This is a genomic window from Nostoc sp. C057 (assembly GCF_013393925.1).
GTDB lineage: Bacteria > Cyanobacteriota > Cyanobacteriia > Cyanobacteriales > Nostocaceae > Nostoc > Nostoc muscorum_A.
The window spans coordinates 632027-647478 of record NZ_CP040281.1 but is presented as its reverse complement, the minus strand read 5'-3'; the positions used below and the strand labels follow the sequence as shown (position 1 = coordinate 647478).

Below are 15452 nucleotides of genomic sequence, written 5' to 3'. Positions count from 1 at the left end.
GGAATGGGGAATTAGGAGTGAAGAGGGGAATAGGTTACAGGTTACAGGTTACAGGTTACAGATTATTCCCTGTCACCTGTCACCTGTCCTCTAATTTCAATGCCCTATTCGCTATCTTCAATGCCATTCCATTGGCTGATGCGGAAAACAACAAATTCAGCCGGTCTGACTGGGCAAACACCGACTTCAATATATAAACGTCCTAAAATTCTGGTTTCTGGTGGGTTCAATTCTTCGTCACATTTGACATAAAATGCTTGGGCTGGAGATGCGCCAAATAAAGCACCTTCACGCCAGATACGCTCTAAGAAGTTGCTCACAGTACGGGTGACACGTGCCCATAAATCTTGGTCGTTCGGTTCAAAAACTACCCACTGAGTACCTAATTCTAGGGATTTTTCGATATAGCTAATTAACCGACGCACACTGATGTAACGCCACTCTGTTTTATCTGGCTCAACTAAAGTGCGTGCGCCCCAAATGCGAATACCTCGGTTGGGGAAGCTGCGAATACAATTTATCCCCAGGGGATTTAATAGTTCTTGTTCGCGGAAGTTTGTTTCATAGCCCAAACCAATTACGCCTCTGGGAACTTCATTTGCGGGGGCTTTGTAAACTCCTCTGGTTTCGTCGGTGCGGGCCCAAACACCCATCACATGACCGCAAGGAGGTACTAAAATTGGATTACCGCGATCGCGTGGATTGGGTACTTTAATCCAAGGATAATAAAGGGCCGCAAACATCGAACGACGGTTAAATCTATTCAACCACTCCACTACTTGCTGAGGTTTGACGGCATCCGGTGGCGCATCAAGTACAACCATGCGGTTGGGCGGGTTGGGAATATCGCCACTGGCAGAACCCTCGCACATACTAATCATCAGTTCGATGATGCCGTGGACTTGATCTAAATTAAGTATCTGCTCTTGATAAGCCCGCATCACATCAGGACAAGCCAGCATTGTGATTTCATCAACTTCAAAGATACCGCGTACCCCGGTGCGATCGTCTCGAACCCCTTCTAAATTTTGTGAAAATCTATCGGGTGGGGCGGCAACAATGGGCGGCGCTAGTTCATATTGACCATTAACGGGGCGACGAGCTAAAGGCTGTCCGCTTTGAGTTATGTCTTCTACACTGACATACATCGAATTTCTCAATGCCGCTAACGCATAAGTCGCTATCTGAGCAGATGGCTCGCGGTTCATTGTCAAGTTTTCGTATTGCTCTAAAAGTTCATCTCCCCTACGAATTTGAATGGTGAAATATTCACCTGTATTTGGAGGCGCTTCTCCTTCAGTACCTTCCGGTAAGGCGCGGGGTGAACCATCAATAATTACAAGATTTACTAATCCGCCTGATGCTTGCTCAGGACGCAAAGTAAAGCGGAGGGCTGGACGATTACCTCTAGAGTTGATTCTGAGAGTCGCCGGTTCTGGAGTTGCAGGTCTGGGTGCGCCTGGTAACTGAGTCCCAATGCTTGTTACCCAGCAACGACCGCCACCATTCATAAAGTAGCCGTAGACTGAAAAAGGTAAATAGGCGTTGAAGTCGGTGAAGCCGTCAGAGTTGGGACGGGCAAAGTAGTTTAAATATTGCGTCCAAGTGGTTACTAGCATGGGCTTATATAACTCAGCCCCACCACGAACGTCTTCTGTAAAACCTACAAATCCGGCAACTGCTGTGCTAACACCTTCAATTGGTCGGCTACCCCGGTCAATTTCTTCGATGTAGACACCAGGAGCAAAGTAATCAAGTCTAGCCATGAAAGTTTCTCCAAGTCAGTAAAAATCTAATTATTCAGGAGTTAGAAATATTTCTTTGAAAGTATTACTTTGGTTATCTACCAATGCATTGACGTTTTGGGGTAAATAGCCAGGATGATTCAGAGTCAAAACATAATTACCTAAATGAAGGTCTTCAAAGAAGAACAGCCCTTCTTTAGTAGTTGATATGGACTTTTCAGTTCCCCTCACAGCTACTTCTGTCGCTACCAACGGCAGATTTGTCACCGCACTTTTGACAATGCCTGCGATCGCAACTCGCCTGGTTAATACTAGACTGTCGCTATCACGAGACAATTGATTTCGCAAATTGAAAATCCGCTCCCAAACCAAAGGTACTGGCGTAGGTTGTGGCTCGAAGGGGATTGTAACTGTCAAATATAAGGCTGAACGCAATGGCACATTGAGAGCGCTCCATAAAGAGCCAATTTCAATTGGCGGCTCTAGGGCAACTGTCATGTTCAAATTACCATAGCCCCGTAATTCAGGAACCAAAAACTCCTCTTCCAAGGTGCGATGGCGCAACAGCACAGCCAACGACTCACTGATAAAGTGATGCTCCCCTAAAGCTGTTCTATCCCAGGCTGTTAATAGCAGTGAAACATCAAACCAAGCGGGTGCCCAATTTACAGTGGCAGGTTGTAGAGCGCGTGTTAGCTTGCGTTCAACTTGCCTACCAGAATGTTGTACCTGCTTACTCTCACGTATATCAAAAATGTATAAATTGAGAGTCGGGCCTGCTCCCTCTTCCCTACGATTACCAGGATGGCTAAAGTCAATTTGCTCTGTACTGGTAAGTGAGGTTCCTCCAGCTAGAATTTCGGCTAAAGTTTGAAGAACGAAGATAAGCATGAAGGTGTTCTGCTGGTAGCTAATCCAGATGCATCTACAGTATATGTATCAGCCTTCTAAAGGTAATTAGACTTTTGTCGATATTTTTAGATTGGGGATTGGGAATTGGGAATTGGGGATTGGGCAAAACAGTTCCGTTAGCGGATAGCTCAGGTTTAGCCCGTGAAGAGTTAGGAGTTACGAATTCTCCCCCTGCTCCGAATGGCACGCTTGTTAATCGCAAAGCCCTGATATAACTTGCTTTTTGAGTGTGGGGAGTGTGGGGGGTAAGACTTCTTCCCCATCCTCCCACACCTCCCACACCTCCCACACCCTGCCGGCAAGGAGGTTCCAGCTTTTCTTGGTGCCATTCTCCCTTGCTCCCCTGCTCCCCATTTGAGTGGGCTGGAAGATATTAGATTTTCGAAAATCCGAAAAGCAGTAACTTCAGTTTGTAGATTAGTCTGGAGCAGTTCTTAATAGGAGTGGCGAGATGACCACACCACAAAATTTATGCGTTGTAATAAAAAAATTGCTCTACGTACCTATATATACTTAGAAAAATGATAAATATATATAAACGTAAACTTAATAATTCTTTGTATTGATTATCTAAGAAGATAACTTAATAAAAAAATAAACATTACTGAGACTGCATAATTTTATACTGGTCAGCAGAAGAATAAAAACATTTGGTTGCAAAAAGCGAGTGAAGCTATGACACTAGGCTTTTATGTACAAAAACTGGAGAATGGCTCGAATTATTTGAATTCCTCAGATATTCAGAGCTATTGTCAGTTGGAGTCTGAACAGTTAACTAGTCAATATCCAATTTTTTTCGCTCGGATTGTCTATCATGATTACTTGCTGAAAAATCATCAGGAAGTTATAAATTATGGTCAAGACCAAGCTCCTTTTTCCCAAAAAACTTTAGCTTATTTGCGCTCTGAAGCATGGCTGACAGATTTTCCGCCTGCTTTGACTTTGCATGAATTTAAACTTAAGGATTTTTCATCCATTTCTTACATTTGCCCTATAGGATATAGAAATCAAAAACCTGAATACATTCAAATCATTACTCATAAACCTCTGTCAGAGAGCTTGCAATTATATGTAAAACGCTCTGCTATGCTGCTGAGTAAGTATGCAGATATTTACTTGGACTATGGAAGACAAAAAACTGAAATTCAACTCCTGGAAGATATATTGCATCGAATAGGCCATCAATTGCGTAACTCTCTAGGACTTATAGGATTGTATACGTATAACTTATGCTTAGGTTTAGAGGATAGTCCTTGGCAAGAGCAAGCAACAATTATCGGCGAAAGTATACAAGATTTAGATACTAATTTAAATGAGCTTATTGATTGTGGACAAAGTGCCAAACTGAGGGTAAAACTTCAAGATTTAAGAAGTTTAGTTGTTGAAAGCATCAAAAATTTACAACCTCTAATTAATCAGAAAAAACTTAAAATATTGATTCCAGATACATCGACCATACTGAAGATAGACAAATTACAAATGAAACAAGTATTTGATAATATCCTCAGTAATGCCGTCCATTTCAGTCCTAACTCAGGAACTATTACCTGTAGCTGGCAAGTTTTTCAAGATGAAGTTTTAATTAAAATTTCAGATCAAGGGCCAGGATTATCTCAAGAGGATTTACAAAAAGTATTTACCCCATTTTATTCCCGGCGCAGAGGAGGTACAGGACTAGGCTTAACTATTGCTAAGAAAATTATTTTGGATCATCAAGGAAGTATCTGGGCACAAGCCTTATCAGAAAGTGGAGCGCAATTTTCTGTAATTTTGCCTCGACCAAGGAGTATGAATTAATTCGTAATTTGTAATTAAAAAGATGGCTAATGATAGTAAGAAACTTTCGGTTTTGCTGGTAGATGATGAAGAACGCTTCCGCCAAGGATTACGTACTCTCCTGAATTTTTATAGTATTAATTCTGCATTACCTGTAGAAGTTATAGGTGATGCAGATTCTGTGGAGCAGGTTTTAAAGTTTACAGCCCAGAAGTGTCCAGATTTAATTTTGCTGGATATGCAATTGAAAGGATGTGATGGGATTACAGTTCTGGCACGTCTTAAGGAAACTGCTTACACTGGCAAAGTTTTAGTGTTGTCTGCTCATCAAGAAGATGACTGGATTTTTAGAGCAATGCAGGCGGGAGCCGCAGGTTATGTATTTAAAAATCGTGTGGCAACACAATTGTGTGAGGCTATTGACACTGTTACAAGAGCGGAAATTTATCTACCTTCAGAAGTTGCTAGCCGATTTTTCCGGTTTTTTCAGGCTTATTCAGACTCTTGTCTGAAAGCATGTCATGAGGTGCATTTAACCGAAAGAGAGCAAGAAGTTTTATACTGGTTAACTCAAGGTGCTTCTAATGAAGAAATCGCTAAACATTTATATGTAACAGTTGCTACTGTTAAGGCGCATCTCACCAGTATTTTTGAAAAATTGAAGGTTACTAGTCGGACTCAAGCTATTGTGGCTGCCCTCAAGTTAGGATTAGTTCACGCTTGAGCGCAACGAAAGTAATCGGCGCAATTCACGAAACTTTTTGTATATGCCTTCATTTGAATCTTTTTATCAAGAATACCCCTGCTCGTATAATTCTCCCTTAAGTTGCGATCGCCCTTTTCAAACGGCGCAGCAAATCAAGGGGGCTAAGTTTTGCTTGGAATGTGGTTTTCCAGCAACTTTACCACAGGAGGCTGAGATTAAAGGAAGTCAGGGAACTTATCAAATAGCTAGTTTTATTGGTGTACGGGGTTTAGGCCGCTTATACTCAGGTGTTCAACTTAAAGATAAACAGCCTGTCATCATCAAAGAATACCTACTACCCAATCGTTGTTTTAATGAAAGCGAGACTCTGAAGCGGAAAGAGACTTTCAAACGGGTGGGTGGGGTAAGTTTAGCCGATAGTCGAATTCAAAACTTTCGTCTTGTAGAAACTAAAGAAGCGATCGCAGATGAAAAAGGAGAACGCTGCTATCTAATCACTCAAGGAATCGAATCATCCCAAACTTTAGGGAAATATCTTATAGAAAAAGGAGCGATGACATCTCCTGATGTGCGGGAAGTATTAAATCAAGGTTTACAAACTCTCCAGTTTCTCCACACCCAAAAACTGCGTTTTCCCTCAAATCAAGTACAACTGGGTATAACTCACGGCAATATCAGTTTAGATAGTACTTTAATTAAAATAGAAAATAATCAAAAATTCTCTATATACTTTTGTGATTTAGCGACCTGGGAAAACTTATTTATTCCGCCTATTATTCCTCAACCCGCGCCCGCCAGACCTGAGCAAGATTTAGAATCATTAGGATTACTAGCCTTTTATCTATGGGCAGGACGGACAACTAATTTTTTATCCAACCAGCCTCTAGATCCTAGAGATAATCAACAATGGCCGGATACCGATAGCCATTTAAAGCAGTTTATTTATCGCCTCATTGGTCTAGAAACTCCTTTCGAGAATGCGGAAACGGCTCGTCAAGCACTGCTGCAACTTCCCAAAGAAGATCGTGGCAAAAGTTCAGTGCCATCGCCAGGTTCTCAAGGAATAGAAAAGCGTTTGCCAATGCCTTTAATCATGATAGGAATTCTGGCTTTATTACTACTCGGCGGAGGAATTTTGTATTGGTTTTTGGGCAAGAAAACAGATAGTCCTAATCAATATATATTATGGTCTAGACTTGTGCGAAATTTCTCCGAAGTCCCTAATGTTCCTGCCGGACAATTTACTTACACAGGAGAAAAGGACAGTACGTGGAGTTATGTTTTAACGCAATCAGTAGAAAATAGTCGTTTAGGAGAGTTATTGACCAGACCAAATCCAGATGCGACAGCAACATTTAACTATGAGCCTGTTTTGTCAGCAAACGTAAAGAATCCGATTAAAAGTATCGAAGAAGTTGAAACAAACAAAAAAGATTTTGCAATTACTAGTTTAGTAGATAACATCACAGATAAACTTTCTAAAAAACAAGTTGCTTATGATGGATTAATTGTTTTTGTAGCATTTAATAAGAGAGACTCAAATCTTGCTAATGCTCTTGGAGGACAAATAAGTCTTGAGCAATTGCGTCAAATTTACACAGGTAAAATTACCAATTGGCAACAAATTAGTCCCAAACTTCCAAATCTATCTGTGAAACCTTTTGCTCCAACAGAACCAGAAGCAATCAGTAAATTTCAAGAAATAGTTCTCAAAAACGTCCCTCAAGACGAAGCTTTATTTGCAGCAAATGTTACTAAGCTGGATACAACAAAAACCCAAAATCAGATACGCAGCGAGACTCTAGATGGGCGAACCACTGGTATTATCAGTTTTGGCATTATCAGTAAAACTTCGAGTCAGTGTACTGGTTATCCCCTAGCGATCGCAGATGGCAAAAAATCAGCGATTCAACCTCTGTTTCAACGGCGCGATCGCCGCTCAATTAATCCCTCAGATGACTTGTGTCAACATGATGATTATTATGTTGATGTCACAACATTCCAAAGCTACCCCTTGGGATACCCTATTTTTGTAGTGTACCCTAAAGACACCAGTCGCCTGCCTGGTGGTTCTACATTTGCCCAGATGCTAACCACTCGTCAGGGTCAGTGTTTACTTAGTAAAGTAGGTCTCGTAGCTTTACAACCTATGCCTGATGATATAAATTCCTATGCCTGCAAATCGGTGCCCCAATCCTAGTTGCGAATATTTTAACCGCGCCCTGCCTAACAATGCTAAGGTTTGTCCCTGGTGTTCCACTCCTGTGGGTAATGTAGTTTCCTCAACACCACAACAACCGCCTAGTCAACCACCGCCTATTCAGCAACAACCTAGTCAACCACCACCTGCTCAGTATCAACGGCCGCCTACAGAGCAACCTAATTACCAACCTCCCCAACAACCCCCCGTTGATTATTCAACAGTCTATCAGCCACGAGTTTCTTATCAACCAACACCGCCTGCTTATGTCCCTCCGCCTCAAAGAGCGCCAGCCTTAAAGCTGATTCATACTACCGGCAGAGAATTTCACCTCGTTGGGGAAGGAGGTTATATTGGTCGCCGCAGTCAAAGTCCAGGAATAGCTCCGCCAGAAATTGATTTGACCGGCATTCCCAGTGAGGGAATAGTCTCTCGTCGTCATGCGCGAGTCGATTGGGACTGGTCGCAAAATGCATACATGATTGTTGATATGAGTACAAATGGTATTTATTTAAACAACAATCCTCTCACTCCTGGTATGCAATATCGCCTGCTTAATGGAGATTCATTGCGATTTGGCCAGGACAACCTAGTTAATTTTACGGTGTATATAGCGTAGTAAAATTTTTTGCTAATGCACTAGGGTTGCAAAAAGCTGTCAAATTTCATAGGGTAGTTGATCGATCAACTACCCTTCAATTTTGGCGAGAGTCACAATAAATTAACGTGAGTTCGATGAACCTCTCCCTCCCAGCCTCCCTCTCCGAAACGGAAAGGGAGGAGCAACGAAAAATTCAGATTTTTGCTCCCCTCTCCGTATCGGAGAGGGGTTGGGGGAGAGGTCAAATAAGACTTGTCGAACTCACGTTAAATTAACCTGAGTTTGATACTGCAATTGGTTAATGCACGCCACAAGAATTTGGAAGATGGGGCGATCGCACTAAATTAATTTTCATACACGTAGCAGACTATTAAGACAGTCACTACAAGAGCAGCGATCGCACTTTGTAGATATCTCAAGAGATCGCACTACGCATTCTAAACCATTAACAAAGTTGCTAATTCTGGATATTGACGGAAAAACCCATCAATGCTGGCTAATTTCGCTTGATGTTCAATGGCTGTGGCGATAATAATTCTGTCAAAAGGATCTCGATGAATGGGTGATAAATTAACAGCACTTGAGGCGATCGCCGGAGTCAAGGGTAAAAGCGATATTCCTGAAGGTGATAAAGCTTCCTGAAACCATTGGTTCACCGGACTTGGTAATAATAAACGTCCTCTTTGTTGGGCTAAAGCTACTTCATAACAAGATACTGGCGAAATTCCCACCTGATTGGCTGTTTCTATTATTTCTAACCATGAAGTTGGAAATTGATCTAATTCTCGATTAATATACCAAATCCAGATATGAGTATCTAGGATAATTATTTCAGACATTCCCAATCTTGGTTATTAACAAGTGGATTTACCAAGTCTCCTAATGTTTTTCCCTTACCAGCAATCAAGGGTGAAGGTTGACGACGTTTTTGGGGTTGGGGTGGGATCTCTTCTAGAATTGAGATCATAATTCGAGCGGACTTAATAGGAGGTTTTTCGGTTAACCACGTTATTTGACCATTTTCATAGAGGGCTTCGTATTGCATAGGTTGAACGATTGATCAATCTTTGCAATATTATAACGGTGATTTGTTAGGTTTCATTCCTCAACCCAAGCCACAAGAACGCGATCGCACTTCGTTAACGCACTCTACAAGATTGGGCCGGGCGATCGCACTTGAGGGGATGGGGTGTCGAGTGCAGGTGATTGCTTGGTTTGGGGTTTAGTTGCTGTGTTACGCGATCGCTAACGCACCACCCTACAAAAGCGGCGATCGCACTAGCTTACACAATCGCTCTAGTTTCAGAGATAGAGTGGACTTCTGGTGTGGATATCTCAGAATTAAGGTGATTGATGCATTCCAGCGATCGCACTTATTTTACAGCTAGAAAGATAGGTGGGTTGAGCGATCGTACTTTTAATACATCGCTACAAGAGCGTCGCATTCGAATCTACTCTCTTTTTCTTTTCCCTGTCAAGTTTTTGTGTGGGAGGGAGGGCGCGGCAACGGTTGTGGAATCGTGGACTCGATCGATTAGGTCTTTCACCTCTCCCCAATTTAGAAAGAGGAATTGGGACACTTGCTCTGTCCTTGTTTTGTTAGGATCTTTTTCATTCAATCCCGTCTGCATCGTCGAATAGTATTGAGAAAAATACAACACCAATTTCTCAAACATCGTTCCTCCTACCTTAAATCCTTCTTCATTGAAACCTTTGGTAAGAATCTCGTTATTTTGAGATATGGTCTCTCCTGAATCAATCATCTCCTTTCCAATCATTGCCTGCACAGCGTGCGCGTTAAGTTCACTCATTATCTTGTCGTACCACTCCTCATCCCCCCCCTTCCCTCTCAACTTTCCTTCCTGTGGGCTGCCCTTCTTTAAATCATCCAGCGCATGTTGCATTTCATGTGTCATGGCGATGATCTTACTTTTCAATACACTTCTCTTTGCATTAGTATCGTAATCCTTATCAATCACGCCCACTTTGATTATTCCTTTTTGTTGTTCCTCGTCGTAACTATAACTCGCCGATCCACTACCTGGGATTTCCGCCGTTACCTGTACTTCGGCCTCCAGTTTTACCACCTCTTCCAATTGATTCTTATAGACATTGGGTACCTTAATCGTGTTATCTTTTTCCAGGTTTTCTATCAAAAGGTACTCCGTATCTTTTCCCCACGCGATCTTTCGCTGTAGCAACGGCTTTGTTTGCCTTTCTATTTCCGTCCCTATCCCCTTTTGCTGCACAACATGGGTCAACTCATGCGCCAACAACTCCTGTCCACCCCGACTCCCAGGATTATATTCCCCCTGCCGAAAGAACACATCCTGTCCTGTCGTGAAAGCCCGCGCCTGAATTGACCGATTCAACTGGTCAGACTGACCATCGGTGTGAACCTTCACCCCACTGAAATCTGCGCCAAACGCCACCTCCATCGGTTCGCGGATGTTGTCTGCGATCGCCTGTCCACCCCCCCGCGCTTGGTTAATGGACGCTTCTAGGTCAGGCGCAGCAGCCATTCCAGCCTCACCCTGACTCGGCTTCATCTGTAATTCTTCCTCATCCTCTGGCAATGCTTCTCTTTGCAGTCTGCGATTGTCCAGAGATTTCATCTGTAATTCTTCTTCATCCTCTGGCAATGCTTCTCGTTGCAATGTGCGATTGTCCAGAGATTTCATCTGTAATTCTTCCTCATCCTCTGGCAATACTTCTCGTTGCAATGTGCGATTGTCCAGAGATTTCATCTGCAATTCTTCCTCCTCATCTGGCAACGCTTCTCGTTGGATAGACTGACGATTTCCAGGTTGTGCCATTCTTTGCATTACCTGTTGTGCTACGTTATCAGCTTCCTGTTCGTAAATGTCTCCAGGCTGGCTAATTGAGAGTTTTGCTTGGCTACGCAGTGGTATGCGGCTGATATCGTGAGTAAGTGGCTGATTAAGTGGTTGTATTTCAGGAACAGCTTGGCGTGAAATTGCCGACGACTTCAAACCAAAGCCGGGTGTAGGGTGTTTCAGGGATGGAATTGAGAAGTCTGTAGTAGTTTTTTTGTTCCGGTTGACGTGTTCTCTCATTTTCTTCTCCTGTTGCCCAAGCAGTAGTTAGATGAATATTTCGCTGTTCCTTACATCGATATTACAGTGATCGCACTTGTAACACAATTCCTCTAAGGGATTTCCAGCGAACGTAGGGGCGTAAGTCCTTGCGCCCCTACTAAGTTCGACTTTTGGCTACTTTTGATTCTGATGCAGTACCTTTAGCCTGGATTTAGGGAGAGTTTTTTTATTTATGGACTCAAAACAGCAACAAACTTTTTTCACGTTCGATGGAGATGTTGGCGGTACTGCTGGCTACGCCGGGGCTTCGGTGGCATCTGATGCTAGCAAGGCAGCTATTGCTGCGGGTAAATACCTCAACGATTCACGGCTGATGAACCAGCTTACAGAACGCGTATATAAACTTATGCTAGAAGATTTGCGATCGCAGCGCGAAAGAATAGGTAGTTATGATTCTCAAAGGTGGTTGTGATGGCTACAGGCGCTAACAATGGCAACATTACTCACGAATTAAATTATGTCACTACTAATCGCTTCTACGTAGAGATAGATAGTTCTATTGCTGCATCTTTCGCTGAATGTTCAGGATTAAGTGTTCAAATTAAGAAAAATGTTTTTCAGGAAGGTGGTGTTAACGACCAGCAAAGAATTTATTTAGGTCATACAGAATTTGCAGACATAACTCTTAAACGAGGATTTACCGATCATCCAGGTTTTTGGAATTGGATGAATGCAGTTTTTGATGAAAAAAAGAAAACATCTCGACGCAATGTCAATATTCTGATTTTTAATCAAGCCGGTGAAACGATGATGAGTTGGACTTTGATTGGTGCTATTCCTATAACCTGGAAAACACCTGCACTTCAAGCAGATGGAAAGGCAGTTGCGATTGAAGAATTAACTTTAGCTTATGAAGGTTTACAAGTTGCAAGGTCTACAGGAGGAGGCTCTTCTGTACAACGAGATCAAAAATCAGGATATTTCGTTTCTAGCTAATTGGCTACTCTTAAACTATCACTATGCAAATTATTCAATCTTCACTAGGAAACAATATTCATCCCCTTGGGGTAATATCATCTTTATATAATTCTCAGGGAATAATATTGAGAAAAGAATCTCATTCTTTGCATTCACGAAATAATTTTATCAGTACAATCCAAACTAAACCACCATTAGTCAAATCCTCTAAATTTTTCTTGTCTCGTCAGTATGAACCATCGATTGAACCATTAATAGGTTGGGATAGTTGGGATACTCAGGATATAAATAGTGATTTTAGTGAAGTTCCGTTGATTGAATTTGATGCTTCTGATTCAATAGCTGCATTAGACAATAGCAATGAATCAGTAAAAAATAGTATTCCAAAGATAATGCCAACTCTCATCGAGACAAATACGAGTAATGGCACATCTCAAGAAGTAAATATAAAAAATAAATCTAAGCCCAAAAAAACAAATAAATCTCAGAAACCACTAGAAAAAGAACCAAAGTCAAAATCTAGAACTAAAAAAGCTATCAAATCATCTACGGCTAAAAAATTTGAGCCAATTGTTGATAAAACTAATATTCATCTTAACAAAGATAACTTATTAATATCAGATGAGTCTATGCCTATTGAGGCTAATTTGGAAACACCAGATTTACAACTAGATATTGTGTTAGATACTACTACAAAGGATCGTGATTCTGTCAGTACTCCAACCGTAGATACTTCACCTAGCTTTCAAGATAAATCAACTTTATTCGAGAATTTTGCTGTCGATGATCTGTCAGAAAATTCTGAGCTAATATCTAGTTTTTCTAGTACAGATTTGTCTTTAACATCGAAAGAAAATATTGAATTAGACGATGGCACAAGTGAATTAGTCAACAGTTCGTCTATAGAAATTCCTTCTAAAAGGAATACAGAAAAAATATTTATACCGGATAGTAACTTTACAGATAATGAAGAAAAACTAATACCTGAAGTCTCAGAATCAGTTAATCTGTCAGGTATGCAAATTAGCCAAACGCAACCACAACAAGACATTGAAAGAGATCAGGTTCCGTCTATAGTTGACAATAAAAGCAGCGTAAGTCAGACAAATTTAATCCAAGCAAAAGAGATTTTACTAACCTTAAACTCTCTATTGCAGGAAGAAGAATCACCAAATATTAATACTAAGCTTGAGGAAGTTACAGCTATTGATGAAGCAGACTTAATATCAGAAAAAAGCACAAATGATTTTGTCACAGATAATCCTGTCTCTGAGAATTCTTTAACTTTATCTTCAGCACTTACTTCATCTGAGGTTGATAATTCACATACTTTACTCCATTCTTTGGAGAATGATGAAAATACCGTAGAGACGGATGTTACTTCGTCTAATTCTGAGTCTTCAGTTGCAAAAAATCCTATTACAGTACAACAAGAAATCGATCCTGACTTTTCACACAATGTAGAAAAAGCAACGCAAAATCTAACCCCTCAGCCCCCTTTACTAGCAGATAATGGGGAGATTTTACAACCTTTATCCTTTCAGGATCAAGGTTTTCTAGATTCCATGAAAAGTCAGGAAATTGATTCCAGTGTTACGAGTGAGTCTCCAGATATTGTGCCTGTTCAGTTAATACCTACCTCAGCAGTTATTGAAGACACACCTAGTTTATTCAGCAACCCTGATAGCGATGAACAATTAGTAACTTCAGAATCACAGTCTGCGATGGTGGTTCATGTCTCAAATATCTCAGCAAATGTGACTTCACTACAACGTGATAGCAATGTTCAAAATCCTGGTAGTGAGTTTACAGAAAGTCAACCCATCTTAGCAGCACCTGAAATTGCTGAAGCACCAACAATTAGCGCCACATCACCTGAGATTGCTGAAACACCAACAGTTACCGCTATTTCCCCTGAAATTGATGAAGCATTGGTAGTTAGCGCCACATCGCCTGAGATTGCTGAAACACCAACAGTTACCGCTATTTCCCCTGAAATTGATGAAGCATTGGTAGTTAGCGCAAGTTCGCCTGAGATTACTGAAATACCAACAATTAGCGCCATTTCCCCTGAAATTGATGAAGCATTGGTAGTTAGCACCAATTCGCCTGAAATTGCTGAAACACCAACAGTTACCGCTATTTCCCCTGAAATTGATGAAGCATTGGTAGTTAGCGCAAGTTCGCCTGAGATTACTGAAATACCAACAATTAGCGCCATTTCCCCTGAAATTGATGAAGCATTGGTAGTTAGCACCAATTCGCCTGAAATTGCTGAAACACCAATAGTTACCGCCACATCACCTGAAATTGATGAAGCATTGGTAGTTACCGCCAATTCGCCTGAAATTGTTCAGAAAACAAGTATTTTTAGGGAAATTATTGATAATGAAAAAACAGTAGAATCAGAAAATCCTGAAATATCAACTGCTGATACCTGGGATAATCCAGATATTCTAGACAACCCAACGTCTCCACAAGATGAGGTAAGCACAGTACCTAAAGTTGAGCAAAATGCGATCGCAGAAAATTTGCCCGCGCCTAAAGGTTATGCTACTGGTGGTCATGTTACAGACTCCCGTGTTGAAAATCGCCAGCAAATAGCACCCTCCGATACAGTACCTGCAATGCTTACGCCTGGGGAGTTTGTCATTAATACCAGGGATGCACAGAAGAATCTACCCCTACTACATCACATCAACACGGGTGGAACACCGCACGATATTATTCTTCCAAGTTTACAGATAACCAATCCCACAGAACCAGAAGAAACAATTTCTCCAGAGACTCCGACTAAAGTCGATTCTTTTTCAGACACTTCATTACAGCTAAAAAGCGCTGAGACTGATTCATCTGAGATATCCAATTCTTTAATTCCTTCTTCCTTGGGGTTGAATAGTAATAAACAGAAACTTTCTATCCTCAATTCTCCCCAGCTTCATACTCTTCAAAATGAAACAATAGATGTCGGTGAATCTTCACCTCAATACTCATCGCCTCCCCTGATTTTCCGAAAAGCAAATCCCAGCACTCACACACCTTTCCAATGGTCAGATACACCTTCTCAATGGTCAAGTGTGGAAGATTTACTAAATGGAAATAATGATGAATTCACTAGCTTTAATTTTAATGATGGGGATTCTAATAGCCAAAATTATGATTTTTCTCATGTTTCAGAATCGCCACAAATTTTTGCTAAACACCTTCCTTCAGCTAGAGGCTTTGCTAATGGTGGAGAAGTCACTCCACCCGACATATCTAGGGAAATAGAACCGATAACTGAAACCATAGAGAGTGCATCCTCATCGTCTCTAGGAGATGAAAAAGATGATACAGCTGATTTGGAAGCTCTAGCTCGTGAAATTTATCACAGATTACGACAACGTATAGAAATTGAACGAGAGCGTCATGGCGGTTACTCCGGTCGATTACCTTGGTAAATTTTCATTCAATAATTAATTTTTGGAGAAATATT

At 41.3% G+C, this 15452-nt stretch carries 15 protein-coding genes; 10 read left to right on the top strand and 5 right to left on the bottom strand.

What is annotated here, in order from left to right; all coding sequences use genetic code 11:
- Positions 1-104: 104 nt before the first annotated feature.
- Both FD724_RS02620 and FD724_RS02615 read right to left on the bottom strand, forming a co-directional pair.
- Complete coding sequence (locus tag FD724_RS02620) at positions 105-1766, bottom strand: phage tail sheath C-terminal domain-containing protein (RefSeq protein ID WP_179071497.1); 1662 nt, start codon at positions 1764-1766, stop codon at positions 105-107.
- 30 nt (positions 1767-1796) lie between these two features.
- Complete coding sequence (locus FD724_RS02615) at positions 1797-2636, bottom strand: Pvc16 family protein (RefSeq protein WP_179071496.1); 840 nt, start codon at positions 2634-2636, stop codon at positions 1797-1799.
- 74 nt (positions 2637-2710) lie between these two features.
- On the opposite strand from FD724_RS02615, the gene FD724_RS02610 reads away from it, so the two are divergent.
- The 5 genes from FD724_RS02610 (at position 2711) to FD724_RS02590 (ending at position 7958) form a co-directional block, all read left to right on the top strand.
- A complete protein-coding gene (locus FD724_RS02610; RefSeq protein ID WP_159402592.1) occupies positions 2711-2872 on the top strand; it encodes a hypothetical protein in 162 nt (53 codons plus the stop codon).
- A 607-nt stretch (positions 2873-3479) separates the two neighbouring features.
- A complete protein-coding gene (locus FD724_RS02605; protein ID WP_256874431.1) occupies positions 3480-4454 on the top strand; it encodes a sensor histidine kinase KdpD in 975 nt (324 codons plus the stop codon).
- Between the two features lie 22 nt (positions 4455-4476).
- Positions 4477-5157, top strand: coding sequence for a response regulator transcription factor (locus FD724_RS02600; RefSeq protein WP_114082345.1), 681 nt, complete (start codon positions 4477-4479; stop codon positions 5155-5157).
- Positions 5158-5200: 43 nt separating this feature from the next.
- A complete protein-coding gene (locus tag FD724_RS02595; protein WP_179071494.1) occupies positions 5201-7339 on the top strand; it encodes a substrate-binding domain-containing protein in 2139 nt (712 codons plus the stop codon).
- Positions 7311-7958: an FHA domain-containing protein gene (locus tag FD724_RS02590; protein ID WP_114082343.1), complete on the top strand. Its 648-nt coding sequence runs from the start codon at positions 7311-7313 to the stop codon at positions 7956-7958. Before FD724_RS02595 ends, FD724_RS02590 begins: the two co-directional genes overlap by 29 nt.
- A 419-nt stretch (positions 7959-8377) precedes the next feature.
- Here FD724_RS02590 and FD724_RS02585 read toward each other — a convergent pair whose 3' ends face one another.
- Entirely contained in the window at positions 8378-8779 is a 402-nt protein-coding gene (locus tag FD724_RS02585) for a type II toxin-antitoxin system VapC family toxin (RefSeq protein WP_179071493.1), read from the bottom strand.
- Positions 8767-8985 carry a hypothetical protein gene (locus tag FD724_RS02580; RefSeq protein ID WP_179071492.1) on the bottom strand — a complete coding sequence of 73 codons (219 nt, stop codon included), beginning with the start codon at positions 8983-8985 and terminating at the stop codon, positions 8767-8769. Before FD724_RS02580 ends, FD724_RS02585 begins: the two co-directional genes overlap by 13 nt.
- A 22-nt stretch (positions 8986-9007) precedes the next feature.
- Here FD724_RS02580 and FD724_RS02575 point away from each other — a divergent pair, with 22 nt between their 5' ends.
- Together FD724_RS02575 and FD724_RS02570 are read left to right on the top strand one after the other, a co-directional pair.
- Positions 9008-9166 (top strand): hypothetical protein, encoded by a 159-nt coding sequence (locus FD724_RS02575; protein WP_179071491.1) that lies wholly within the window; start codon positions 9008-9010, stop codon positions 9164-9166.
- Complete coding sequence (locus FD724_RS02570; RefSeq protein ID WP_179071490.1) at positions 9167-9328, top strand: hypothetical protein; 162 nt, start codon at positions 9167-9169, stop codon at positions 9326-9328.
- 63 nt (positions 9329-9391) lie between these two features.
- Here the strand turns inward: FD724_RS02570 and FD724_RS02565 are convergent, their stop codons facing one another.
- Complete coding sequence (locus FD724_RS02565) at positions 9392-11017, bottom strand: DUF4157 domain-containing protein (protein WP_218651496.1); 1626 nt, start codon at positions 11015-11017, stop codon at positions 9392-9394.
- Between the two features lie 214 nt (positions 11018-11231).
- Here FD724_RS02565 and FD724_RS02560 point away from each other — a divergent pair, with 214 nt between their 5' ends.
- From FD724_RS02560 to FD724_RS02550, 3 genes are all read left to right on the top strand, one after another.
- Entirely contained in the window at positions 11232-11471 is a 240-nt protein-coding gene (locus tag FD724_RS02560) for a hypothetical protein (protein WP_179071489.1), read from the top strand.
- A complete protein-coding gene (locus FD724_RS02555) occupies positions 11471-11995 on the top strand; it encodes a phage tail protein (RefSeq protein ID WP_114082341.1) in 525 nt (174 codons plus the stop codon). Before FD724_RS02560 ends, FD724_RS02555 begins: the two co-directional genes overlap by 1 nt.
- Before the next feature lie 128 nt (positions 11996-12123).
- Positions 12124-15417 carry a hypothetical protein gene (locus FD724_RS02550; protein ID WP_218651495.1) on the top strand — a complete coding sequence of 1098 codons (3294 nt, stop codon included), beginning with the start codon at positions 12124-12126 and terminating at the stop codon, positions 15415-15417.
- The last annotated feature ends 35 nt before the right edge of the window (positions 15418-15452 follow it).